Annotated in this window: 9 protein-coding genes; 7 read left to right on the top strand and 2 right to left on the bottom strand. The window is 72.1% G+C overall.

Going from position 1 to position 11,978, the window contains the following annotated elements; translation table 11 throughout:
* Positions 1-35: 35 nt before the first annotated feature.
* Positions 36-2,741 (bottom strand): pyruvate, phosphate dikinase, encoded by a 2,706-nt coding sequence (gene ppdK / locus P8T65_RS03070; protein WP_316723859.1) that lies wholly within the window; start codon positions 2,739-2,741, stop codon positions 36-38.
* Positions 2,742-2,944: 203 nt separating this feature from the next.
* Here ppdK and P8T65_RS03065 point away from each other — a divergent pair, with 203 nt between their 5' ends.
* The 3 genes from P8T65_RS03065 to P8T65_RS03055 all read left to right on the top strand — a co-directional run bounded on the left by P8T65_RS03065 (position 2,945) and on the right by P8T65_RS03055 (position 6,335).
* Positions 2,945-4,663 carry a GAF domain-containing protein gene (locus P8T65_RS03065; protein WP_316723858.1) on the top strand — a complete coding sequence of 573 codons (1,719 nt, stop codon included), beginning with the start codon at positions 2,945-2,947 and terminating at the stop codon, positions 4,661-4,663.
* 107 nt (positions 4,664-4,770) lie between these two features.
* Complete coding sequence (locus P8T65_RS03060; protein WP_316723857.1) at positions 4,771-5,487, top strand: CBS domain-containing protein; 717 nt, start codon at positions 4,771-4,773, stop codon at positions 5,485-5,487.
* Positions 5,488-5,576: 89 nt separating this feature from the next.
* Positions 5,577-6,335 (top strand): HAD-IA family hydrolase, encoded by a 759-nt coding sequence (locus tag P8T65_RS03055; protein WP_316723856.1) that lies wholly within the window; start codon positions 5,577-5,579, stop codon positions 6,333-6,335.
* A 65-nt stretch (positions 6,336-6,400) separates the two neighbouring features.
* Here P8T65_RS03055 and P8T65_RS03050 read toward each other — a convergent pair whose 3' ends face one another.
* On the bottom strand, positions 6,401-6,991 hold the full coding sequence (locus tag P8T65_RS03050; protein ID WP_316723855.1) for a hypothetical protein: 591 nt from the start codon (positions 6,989-6,991) through the stop codon (positions 6,401-6,403).
* Between the two features lie 310 nt (positions 6,992-7,301).
* Between P8T65_RS03050 and P8T65_RS03045 the strand changes: the two genes are divergently transcribed.
* From P8T65_RS03045 to P8T65_RS03030, 4 genes are all read left to right on the top strand, one after another.
* Positions 7,302-8,369: a zinc-dependent alcohol dehydrogenase family protein gene (locus P8T65_RS03045; RefSeq protein WP_316723854.1), complete on the top strand. Its 1,068-nt coding sequence runs from the start codon at positions 7,302-7,304 to the stop codon at positions 8,367-8,369.
* A 174-nt stretch (positions 8,370-8,543) separates the two neighbouring features.
* Positions 8,544-8,984, top strand: coding sequence for a pyridoxamine 5'-phosphate oxidase family protein (locus P8T65_RS03040; protein ID WP_316723853.1), 441 nt, complete (start codon positions 8,544-8,546; stop codon positions 8,982-8,984).
* A gap of 298 nt (positions 8,985-9,282) precedes the next feature.
* On the top strand, positions 9,283-9,975 hold the full coding sequence (locus P8T65_RS03035) for a response regulator transcription factor (protein WP_230223495.1): 693 nt from the start codon (positions 9,283-9,285) through the stop codon (positions 9,973-9,975).
* 232 nt (positions 9,976-10,207) lie between these two features.
* Positions 10,208-11,920 carry a GAF domain-containing protein gene (locus tag P8T65_RS03030; RefSeq protein ID WP_399098231.1) on the top strand — a complete coding sequence of 571 codons (1,713 nt, stop codon included), beginning with the start codon at positions 10,208-10,210 and terminating at the stop codon, positions 11,918-11,920.
* Positions 11,921-11,978: the final 58 nt, after the last annotated feature.

Raw genomic sequence — 11,978 nt, 5'->3', positions numbered from 1 at the left:
GCGACACCGCGGGGGATCGGCGCCGCTCCTGTCTCTCACTGTCCCGCTGAGCGCGGTGCCGCACGAGTGCCGTTGGTCCCGATCAGGGTGGCCCGGCCGGCCTCCAGGCGGGCCACGGGGACGCGGAACGGGGAGCAGGAGACGTAGTCGAGCCCTGCCGCGTGGAAGAAGTGCACGGACTCCGGGTCGCCGCCGTGCTCGCCGCACACCCCGATCGTCAGGTCGGGACGAGCGGCGCGGCCCTCGTCGACCGCGATCCGCACCAGGCGGCCCACACCGTCACGGTCGATCGTCTCGAACGGAGAGGCTGTGAAGACGCCCTTGTCGAGGTAGGCGGAGAAGAAGGCCGCCTCGACGTCGTCGCGGGAGAAGCCCCACGCGGTCTGGGTGAGGTCGTTGGTGCCGAAGGAGAAGAACTCCGCCTCCTCGGCGATCCGGCCCGCGGTGAGCGCGGCCCTGGGCAGTTCGATCATCGTGCCGACGGGACAGCGCACGGCCACACCGGTCTCCTCCTCGACCTCGGCCAGCACCCGCTCCACCTCCTCGCGCGCGAGCCGGAGCTCCTCCACCGCGCCGACCAGCGGGACCATGATCTCCGCATGTGGCGCGCCGCCTGCCCGGACGCGTTCCACGACCGCCTCGGCGATCGCCCGGACCTGCATGGCGACCAGTCCGGGCACCACCAGCCCGAGGCGCACGCCCCGCAGCCCGAGCATCGGGTTCTCCTCGTGCATGCGGTCGACCGCCTCCAGCAGTTCGGTGTCGTGCGCGGCGGGCAGCTCGCCCCTGGCCTCGGCGGTGGCGACACGGACGGCGAGCTCGGTGCGGTCGGGCAGGAACTCGTGCAGCGGCGGGTCGAGGAGGCGGATGGTGACCGGCAGGCCGTCCATCGCCTCCAGGATGCCGACGAAGTCCCGTCGTTGCAGGGGCAGCAGCGCCCCGAGCGCCCGCTTGCGCTCGGCGTCGGAGCGGGCCAGGATCATCGCCTCGACCAGCGTGCGCCGCTCGCCGAGGAACATGTGCTCGGTGCGGCACAACCCGATGCCCTGCGCGCCGAACCGCCTGGCGCGGGCCGCGTCCTTGGGCGTGTCGGCGTTGGCGCGCACGTCCAGCCGGCGCACGGAATCGGCGTGTCGCAGGGCCCGGGCGCCGGCCGCGACGATCGCGTCCGCCTGCTCGCCGGTCTCCAGGTAGCGCATGAACGCCGAGGCCACCAACGGAACGCCACCCAGGTACACGGCACCGCTCGATCCGTCGACCGAGACGACCGTGCCCTCCTCGACGACGGTGCCGTCAGGTGTGGTGAAGCGGCGGGAGTCGGTGTTCACGGTGAGGTCCTCGGCGCCGCACACACAGACCTTGCCCATGCCGCGGGCCACGACGGCGGCGTGGCTGGTCCTGCCGCCGCGGCTGGTCAGCACCGCCTCGGCGGCCAGCATCCCGGGCAGGTCGTCGGGGGTGGTCTCCTGACGTACGAGGACGACCTTCTCGCCGGCGGCGGCCCGGCGTACGGCCTCGGCCGAGTCGAAGACCGCCGCGCCGACCGCGGCACCGGGCGAGGCGGGCAGCCCGTGGGCGAGGGCCTCACCGGTCGCGGTGGTGTCGAAGCGCGGGAACATCAGCCGCGCCAGCCCGTCCCCGCTCACCCGGGCGAGCGCCTCGTCCGGAGTGATGAGCCCCTCCTCGGCCAGCTCGGCGGCGATGGCGAACGCGGCCTCGGCGGTGCGCTTGCCGACCCGGGTCTGCAGCATCCACAGCCGACCTCGCTCGATGGTGAACTCGATGTCGCACAGGTCGCGGTAGTGCCGCTCCAAGGTGCCCATGTGGTCGCGCAGCCGCCGGTACGCATCCGGGTCCAGCCGTTCCAGGTCCGCCAGCGGGACGGTGTTGCGGATACCGGCGACGACGTCCTCGCCCTGGGCGTTGGACAGATAGTCCCCGTAGAGCCCGGGGCGCCCGGTGGCCGGGTCCCGGGTGAAGGCCACACCGCTGCCGGAGTCGTTCCCGAGGTTGCCGAAGACCATGCGCTGCACGGTGACCGCGGTGCCCAGATCCTCGGGGATGTGCTCACGCCTGCGGTACAAGCGGGCGCGCTCGCCGTTCCAGGAACGGAAGACCGCGAGGACGGCGAGGCGCAGCTGCTCCGCCGGGGACTGGGGGAAGTCCTCCCCGGTCTCGTCGCGGATCAGGGACTTGAAGGTCTCCACGAGCCAGGCGAGGTCACCCGCGTCGAGCTGCACGTCGTCGTGGACCTCCCGCGCCTCCTTGAGCAGGGTGATGGCGCCTTCGAAGAGGGCCCCGTCGACCCCCAGCACCGTGCTGCCGAACATCTGGACGAGCCGACGGTAGGAGTCCCAGGCGAACCGCTCGTTCCCCGACGCCTTGGCGAGTCCCTGGACCGATTCGTCGTTCAGACCGATGTCCAGGACCGTCTCCATCATGCCGGGCATGGAGAACCGCGCCCCCGAACGGACCGACAGCAGCAACGGGTCGTCCCGCTGCCCCAGGGACCGTCCGGCCGCCCGCTCCACGGCCGTCAGATGCCGGGAGATCTCCTCCGTCATCCCCTCCGGTTCATCACCGGTGGCGAGGAAGGCCCGACAGGCCTCGGTGGTGACGATGAAACCGGGCGGGACCGGGAGACCCAGCCGGGTCATCTCGGCCAGGTTCGCTCCCTTGCCGCCGAGCAGGTCGGCCATGTCCCGGCCGCCCTCAGTGAAGTCGTACACGTAACGGGCCATGACGCCGGTCTCCTCCGGTTGGCTGCGGACTCGCCTCAGCTCCAGCGTCGGACGGCCGGCGCTCCGCCCGGCAGGTGCTGTCCGTCCCCCGCGGCGGGCCGATGGGCCCTGGTCCGCTGTTCGACCCCGGCCGCGCGGACTACCGTGGCTCGTGACCGGAAGGGTCGGTGCCCCCTCGCTGGAACCGAGGACGGAGGAGCACGGTGGCAAGCTCCGATGAAGCCCGTGTGAGGCTGCCGCAGCTGAGGCTGGATGAGCTGCTGGGGGAGTTGCAGGCGCGTCTGGATGCGGCGCGGGGGACGCGGGATCGGGTGCACAGTCTGTTGGAGGCGGTGCTGTCGGTCGGGCGTGAGCTGGAGTTGGAGCAGGCGTTGCGGGGCATCGTGGAGGCGGCTGCGGTGTTGGTGGACGCGGAGTATGCGGCGTTGGGTGTGATCGGGCCGGACGGGAAGCGGTTGTCGGCGTTCCATACGGTGGGGGTGAGTGAGGAGCGGATTGCGTTGATCGGTCCGTTTCCGGAGGGGCACGGGATTCTGGGGGAGTTGATCAGTCATCCGGAGCCGTTGCGTCTGGCGAGGTTGTCGGAGCATCCGGCGTCGTACGGTTTTCCGCCGAATCATCCGCCGATGAATTCGTTTCTGGGTGTGCCGATCCGGGTGCGTGAGCAGGTGTTCGGGAATTTGTATCTGACGGAGAAGCGGGGTGGGGCGCGGTTCGACGAGGAGGACGAGTCGGTGCTGTCGACGTTGGCGGTGGCGGCGGGTGTGGCGATCGACAACGCGCGGTTGTACGAGGAGTCGCGGTTGCGGGAGCGGTGGCTGCGTGCCAACGCCGAGATCACCCACAGCCTGATGTCGGGAGCGGAGCAGGCCCTGGTGCTCAGGCTGATCGCCGAGCGGGCCAGCGAGATCACCGGCGCCGCTCTCACGGTCGTCGCGGTGCCGATGGCGGGCACCGACTCGCTCACGGTGGATCTGGCCATCGGAGAGGAGGCGCGGACGCTGAGCGGGCTGGTCCTGCCCGTCGAGGGCACCCTGATCGGCGAGGCCTTCGCCGCCGCGACCGCGGTCACCAGCGAGGACGTCACCCACGACGAGCGGGTGTGGGCCGGACCGCCACGCTTCGACGATCTCGGCCCGGCCGTGGCCGTCCCCGTCGGCACCCGCGACGAAGGCATCCGTGGCGTCGTCCTCCTGGTCCGGGAGGCTGGACAGTCGCCCTTCACCGCGAAGGAGACCGAGCCGCTGCGCGTCTTCGCCGCTCAGGCGGCCATCGCCATGGAACTGGCCGAACGCCGACGGGACGTCGAGGAGGTCGCGGTCCTCAAGGACCGCGACCGGATCGCCCGGGACCTGCACGACCTCGCCATCCAGCGTCTCTTCGCCACCGGCATGACCCTGCAGAGCGCGGGCCGCCTCATCGAGCACCCGGAGGCCTCCGAGCGCGTGCTGCGGGCCGTCGACGACCTCGACGAGACCATCAAGATCATCAGATCGACCATCTTCGGGCTGCGCACGCGGGACGGCGCGGCCGACGTCGGCCTGCGGACCCGCGTGGTGCGGGTCGCCGCGGAGTCGGCGCCGACCCTGGGATTCGTGCCGAGCATCCGGATGGAGGGGCTCATCGACACCGACGTACCGAAGGAGACCGCCGACCACCTGGTCGCCGTGCTGTCCGAGGCGTTGACCAACATCGCCCGCCACGCCCGCGCGGACCGCGCCGAGATCGTGGTGACGACCGACGGGCGGGAGCTGGTGCTGACGGTCCGGGACGACGGGGTCGGCATACCGCCGGACGGCAGCCGCAGCGGCCTGCGCAACATGGCCGAACGGGCCGGGCAACTCGGCGGCCGGATGGAGTGGCAGTGCCCCGAGGAAGGCGGCACCGCGCTGGTGTGGCGGGTGCCGGTGGCGCGGTCGTAGGGGACGTCCGGCGCGGCGAAGGGGCCGCTCGGCCCCGTGCCAGGACAGGCCCGGAGCCCGACGCTGAAGGTGTAGCGCTGCGTCACCCGCGCGCCCTGGAGGTCGTCATGGCCGGTACACCCCATCTCGTGAGCGATGTGATGACCCGCACCGTGGGGGCCGTGCGTCATCGGGCGGCATTCAAGGACGTCGTGCGGGCCATGCGGCAGTGGCACGTCAGCGCGGTCCCCGTCGTGGACGACGAAGGGCATGTCGTGGGCGTCCTCTCCGAGGCCGACCTGCTGCACAAGGAAGCACTGCGTGACGGTGACCCGGACCTGCCCAGGGCCGGACACACCCCCAGGGCCAGGCCCCCGTATCCGCCGCTCCGGCGTCTGTCGGACCTCTCCAAGGCGGCCGCGGTGGAAGCGGGGGAACTCATGACCGCGCCGGCGGTCACCGTCCACGCGGACACGACCTTGGCCCAAGCCGCCCGGCTGATGGCTCGGCACCGGGTCAAGCGGCTTCCCGTGGTCGATGCCCACGGTCGGCTGTGCGGTGTGGTCAGCCGCTCCGATCTGCTGAAGGTGTTCCTGCGCGACGATGCCGACATCGCCGACGAGATCCGGCGCGAAGTTCTGCCGAGGCTCACCCCGGACGCCGACGAACCGGTTCGGGTGCATGTGCGCAAGGGCGTCGTGATCCTCAGGGGCCGGGTCCGGCACGCCGCCCTCGTCCCGCTGGCCACTCGTCTCGCACGCGCCGTCGAGGGAGTCGTGGACGTCGACTGCGGGCTCACCGGTCCAGTCACCCGCCCGGACCTCGACCAGCGCGTCGGCTCGTGAAGCGGGGCAGGGGGACCGTGCGGCAGCGCGGCACGTCGTGTAGCGGCGCCCCGGCAGCGAAATGAACGCCCCACCGTGAAGGAGGCCGCATGGCCGGCATAGCCCGGGAACCGCTCGCTCCGGTGCTGGGGCCAGTCCGGGCGGTCGTGTTCGACACCGACGGAGTGATCACCGACTCGGCACGGCTGCACGCCGCGGCCTGGAAGACCGCCTTCGACGCCTTCCTGCGTGCGCACCCGCCCGGAGCCCCGCGGCAGGGGCGCCCCTTCGACGTCCGCGACGACTATCTGCGCTTCGTGGACGGCAGGTCCCGGCTCGACGGGGCCGCGGCCTTCCTCGCGTCGCGTGGCATCGAGCCGTCCGAGCGGACGGTGCGTGACGTGGCGGCGGACAAGGAACGGCTGTTCACCCGGCGGTTGAGCGAGCAGGGCGTCGATGCCTACCCGGGGACGGTACGGCTGGTCCGTGCCCTTCGGGCGGCACGCGTCCCCGTGGCGGCGGTGTCGGCCTCCCGGCACGCCCGTGAGCTGCTGACCGGGGCGGGGGTGGTGGAGCTCTTCGACGCCCTGGTCGACGGGGGAGAGGCGGCCCGGCTGGGTCTCGCCGGCAAGCCGTGCCCCGACCTGTTCCTGGAGGCGGCTCGCCGACTGGGTGTCCCCCCGGACCGTGCGGCCGTCGTCGAGGACGCCCTGGCGGGAGTCGAGGCGGGACGGCGCGGCGGCTTCCTCCTGGTCGTCGGAGTGGACCGTGCCCAGGGCCCCGACACCGGAGAGCGCCTGCTGCGGCACGGTGCCGACCTGGTCGTCGGTGACCTCGGTGAACTCCTCGGCGGCGGACCTCGGCGGTGAGGAGCCGCCGGGACCCACATCGCACGGGACGCGCCGCGCGGGTTCCGGGCTCGGCTCCCGCCCGGTCAGCCCGTCTTCTGGCTCCACAGCGGGCCGATCCGGGCCCACTCGGTCCCCCACAGCGCGACCCGACGCCGGTCGAGCCACCAGCGTCCGGCGCCGCCGATACCGAACACCAGACCACTCAGGGCGAGCCCGGCGGCGACGCCCAGGACACCCGCCTCCACGGCCGCCTCGGCCGGCGTGGGCGGCTCCGTGCTCAGTCCACCCCGACCGTCGGTCCAGACCTTCACCTCGGTCCCGGCCCGCTGCCCGGTCTCCACCAGGGTCGAACCCTCACGGATGGCGCCTTCGGGGCTGGTCCAGCGCACCTTCGCCGAGGTCCTGTCGTACGTGCCGCCCACACCCGTGGCCGTCCGCGGGACGTCGGAGACGAGCACGGCCGAAACGGGACGACGGTCGGCGCGCTGTGCGGTGAAGACCCCCTCGGCGGAGCGGGCCGTCAGAACTCCGGTGATCGTGCCGCCGACCACGACGGCGATCCACACGGCCAGCACGATCCACGCCTCCGTCGCGTCGTCGCGTCGTCGCAGCGGGTTCCGCCGCCACCGCCACAGTGCCCTGCTGGTCTTCCTCGGGTGCCTGCCGCCGTTCATCGGTCCCAGCCTCCTCGTAGCCGTCTCCTCAGGAAGGTGACAGCCGGGGAACGGCCGGAACATGGGCCGAGCAGGCGCCGACCCCGGGCCGATCGGGACCAAGTCCGCCGCGCGGAAGGGACCTTCAGCCCTGGTCCGGTCGGGGCCCGGCGACCGAGGGGGCCGACCGGCCCATGCGAGGTCCGGCCTGGAGGGCCAAGCTGGATCTGCGGGGCAATCCCGGCACCCGCACCTGTGTCCGGGCGCAGCGGTCCATGGGTGAACGACCGGTCCGCGGACCCGGGGGAGACAGAGAAAGGCAGGGATCGTCATGAAGGGCTTGGTCTTCCACGGCCCCGGACAGTCGTCGTGGCAGGAAGTGCCCGACCCGGGGATCAAGGACCCCACCGACGCGATCGTCCGGGTCGACACCGTCACGATCTGCGGGACGGACCTGCACATCCTCAAGGGCGACGTGCCCGAGGTCCGACCCGGCACGGTCCTGGGGCACGAGGCCGTCGGGGAGATCGTCGAGGTCGGCAGCGACGTACGGACCGTGCGGCCCGGCGACCGGGTGCTCGTCTCCTGCATCACCGCCTGCGGCCGGTGCCGCTACTGCCGGGAGGGAGCGTACGGCCAGTGCCTGGGCGGGGGAGGCTGGATCCTCGGCCACCTGATCGACGGGACCCAGGCCGAGTACGTCCGCGTCCCCTACGCCGACCTGTCCGTCCACGCGCTGCCCAGCACCCTGCCCGCCGAGGACGCCGTGCTGCTGGCGGACATCTTCCCCACCTCCTACGAGGTGGGCGTGGTCAACGGGCGCGTCCGCCCCGGCGACACCGTCGCCGTCGTCGGCGCCGGCCCCATCGGTCTCGCGGCGATCGCCACCGCGCGGCTGTTCTCGCCCGAGCGGATCGTCGCCGTGGACCTGGCCCCCGCGCGCCTGGAGGCCGCGAGGCGGCTCGGGGCGGACGCCGTGGCCGACCCCAGGGAGGCTCCGGACCAACTGGTCGCCGACCTCACCGACGGGCTCGGCGCGGACGTCGTGATCGAGGCCGTCGGCGTACCGGAGAGCTTCGAGCTCTGCACCCGTATGGTGCGTCCCGGCGGACACGTGGCCAACGTCGGCGTGCACGGCAAACCGGCCACGCTGCACCTCGAAGACCTGTGGATCAAGAACGTCACCATCACCACGGGCCTGGTGGACACCCACTCCACCCCCACCCTGCTGCGGATGGCGGCCGCCGGCCGGCTGCCCACCTCGTCCCTGGTCACGCACACCTTCCCGCTGGACGACATGGAGGAGGCGTACGACGTCTTCTCCCGCGCGGCCGACACCGGGGCGCTCAAGGTCGTACTCGGCGGGCCCCGGCACGACGTCGTCGTGGTTCCGGCCTGATCGGCCTTCGGAACGTGTCCGGCGGAACCGGGCCGGGTGGACCTCCGTGGGAGGGGCCGCTCTCCGGCCCGGCAGGGACCGATGGCCCTCAACCCGGGCACGCACCGGACGGACGATGGAGCGCACACCCGATGTCCGGGTGGATCGTGCGCGAAGCAGGAGACGGATGGGCCGATGTACGCCAACGACGGATTCCGCGAACTGGACAGGCAGGAGTGCCTGCGGTTGCTGGCGAAGGTGCCCCTCGGCCGTATCGTCCACACCCGCCAGGCGCTGCCGGCCGTTCTGCCGGTCAACTTCTGTCTGGACGCGGAAGGTTCGGTGCTGCTGCGTACGTCGGCCGCGTCGGAACTCGCCCGCGCCGTGGACGGAGTCGTCGTCGCCTTCGAGGCCGACGAGGTCGACACGGTCGCCCACTCGGGCTGGAGCGTCGTCGTCACCGGGAGGGCATCGATCGTGACCGATCCGGCCGAGCGCGCGAGACTGGCCCACACCGGCCCGCGCTCGTGGGTCGCCGCGCCGCGGGACGTCTTCGTCCGGATCCAGGCGGAACTGGTCACCGGCCGCGAACTCGTCGGCGGCCGGACGATGTACGGGGTGGATCTGACGAACTGACCTCCAGCCCCACGGCCCCACCCCAGGCCTGAACCGTGGCCTCGGGGCCACGGTCGTGACGGGCCATGAGGAATGCCTCCGGGGCCGAGCGCCACCGCTGTGGGAGCGGTGGCGTACGGAGTGAAGGGCGGCGCCGCACGGGTCCGCCGGCCTGGGGCCGATGAGCAGGTGATCCGCCCTGAAACAGGGCCGACAGGCCCTGGCCGTCCGGCCCCGGTACGACGAGGATCATCGGGTCGAGGCCCATACTGTTCGTGGTGGACAGGGCGGCGTGAGTGCGGAACCGAGGAGTGAAGCGATGCCGGTCAGCGAGCAGCCGGGTTCGGAGGACCAGATCCGGGTCTTCCTGCTGGACGACCACGAGGTCGTACGCCGTGGAGTGCGCGACCTGCTGAACGACGAGCCGGACATCTCGGTGATCGGCGAGGCCGGAACCGTGGAGCAGGCCCTGGTGCGGGTCCCCGCCCTGCGACCGCAGGTGGCGGTGCTCGACGTCCGCCTGCCCGACGGCGACGGGATCACCGTGTGCCGGGAACTGCGCTCCCGCATGCCGGAACTCATCTGTCTGATGCTGACCTCGTTCGACGACGAGGAGGCCCTCCTGGACTCGATCATGGCGGGGGCCTCCGGGTACGTCCTGAAGCAGATCCGAGGCTCGGACCTGGTGTCGGCGGTGCGCACGGTGGCCGCGGGCCAGTCCCTGCTCGACCCCAGTGCCACCGCGCGGCTGATGGCGCGCCTGCGGCAGGGGCCGAAGGAGGAGCAGGAACCCGAGGCGCTGCCGGGTCTGACCGAGCGGGAGCGGGAGATCCTGGCCCTGATCGGCGAGGGCCTGACCAACCGTCAGATCGGTCAGCGGCTCTTCCTCGCCGAGAAGACGGTCAAGAACCACATCTCCCGTCTGCTCGCCAAGCTCGGTGTGGAGCGGCGCGTGCAGGCCGCCGTCATCGCCACCCAGGCCCAGGACCGGCTGCGGCAGGAAGGGCAGTAGACCGCGGACGCCGGGTGCAGCCGCAGGCCGGACGCCGCGCGTCCGCCCGGTCGGGGCAGGCGCGGGTGGACCGCGTCCACGCCGGACCGGTACGCGACCGGATCCGCTACCGTCCCCGCTGACGGGCCGTTACCGTGGCCCACGACAGCGGCGGAGCGGGCGGCTGCCGGCAGGCTGCGGCGAATGTGGAGGAACACCGGTGGCGGGCGTGGACAGGGCCGATGAAGCCCGTGTGAGGCTGCCGCAGCTGAGGCTGGATGAGCTGCTGGGGGAGTTGCAGGCGCGTCTGGATGCGGCGCGGGGGACGCGGGATCGGGTGCACAGTCTGTTGGAGGCGGTGCTGTCGGTCGGGCGTGAGCTGGAGTTGGAGCAGGCGTTGCGGGGCATCGTGGAGGCGGCTGCGGTGTTGGTGGACGCGGAGTATGCGGCGTTGGGTGTGATCGGGCCGGACGGGAAGCGGTTGTCGGCGTTCCATACGGTGGGGGTGAGTGAGGAGCGGATTGCGTTGATCGGTCCGTTTCCGGAGGGGCACGGGATTCTGGGGGAGTTGATCAGTCATCCGGAGCCGTTGCGTCTGGCGAGGTTGTCGGAGCATCCGGCGTCGTACGGTTTTCCGCCGAATCATCCGCCGATGAATTCGTTTCTGGGTGTGCCGATCCGGGTGCGTGAGCAGGTGTTCGGGAATTTGTATCTGACGGAGAAGCGGGGTGGGGCGCGGTTCGACGAGGAGGACGAGTCGGTGCTGTCGACGTTGGCGGTGGCGGCGGGTGTGGCGATCGACAACGCGCGGTTGTACGAGGAGTCGCGGTTGCGGGAGCGGTGGCTGCGTGCCAACGCCGAGATCACCCACAGCCTGATGTCGGGCGGCGAGCCCGGCGAGGTCCTCCGGATGATCGCCGAGCGCGCCCGGGAGATCATGGCCGCGGCCCTCGCGGTCGTCGCGGTGCCGATGGAAGGCACCGACTCGCTCACCGTCGATCTCGCCATCGGTGAGGGGGCGACGGCCCACCGCGGGCTGGTGCTGCCCCTGGAGGGCAATCTGATCGGCCGGGCCTTCTCCGACGCCGCCCCCGTGACCAGCGCGGACGTCTCCCGTGACGAATCGGGCGTGACGGGCGTGCCGGGTGTGCCGGGTGTGCCGAGCCTCACCGGTCTCGGCCCCGCCGTGGCCGTCCCCATCGGATCGGGGGAGGGGACGCGGGGCATCCTGCTGCTGGCGCGCGCGGTGGGCCGGACGGTGTTCACCGAGCCGGAGATCGAACGCCTCCAGGGCTTCGCCGCGCAGGCCGCGGTCGCCATGGAACTGGCCGAGCGCCGTCGGGACGCCGAACAGATCGCGGTGCTGGAGGACCGCGACCGCATCGCCCGCGACCTGCACGACCTCGCCATCCAGCGGTTGTTCGCCACCGGTATGACCCTGCAGAGCGCGGGCCGCTTCATCGAACACGCGGGGGCCTCCGAGCGCGTGCTGCGGGCCGTGGACGACCTCGACGAGACCATCAAGATCATCAGATCGACCATCTTCGGCCTCCGGTCGCGCGAGAGTGCCACCGGTGTCGGCCTGCGGGCCCGCGTGGTGCGTGTGGTCGGCGAGGCGGCACCCGTCCTGGGCTTCGCCCCCAGCCTGCGGCTGGAGGGACTGCTGGACACCGACGTGCCCAAGGAAGCCGCCGACCACGTGGTGGCCGTACTCTCCGAGGCCCTGACCAACGTCGCCCGGCACGCCCACGCGTCCCGGGCCGACTTGGTGGTGGAGGCCGCCGAGGGAGAGGTCCGCCTCACGGTCGGCGACGACGGGGTGGGCATTCCCGCCGAGGGCCGCCGCAGCGGACTGCGCAACATGGCCGAACGCGCCCGCCAGTCCGGCGGCGAGCTGGAGACCACCAGCCCGCCCGGCGGCGGCACGACCCTCGTGTGGCGGGTGCCGTCGAAGCACGGCCGTTGACGCCCTCGCCTGCGTGAACGCAGGCGATTCCGGTCAGCACCGCTACGCGGTGCCACCT

This window comes from Streptomyces sp. 11x1 (assembly GCF_032598905.1).
Lineage (GTDB): Bacteria > Actinomycetota > Actinomycetes > Streptomycetales > Streptomycetaceae > Streptomyces.
Note: the sequence above shows the minus strand (reverse complement) of the source record. Positions and strands in the feature narration are given on the sequence as shown.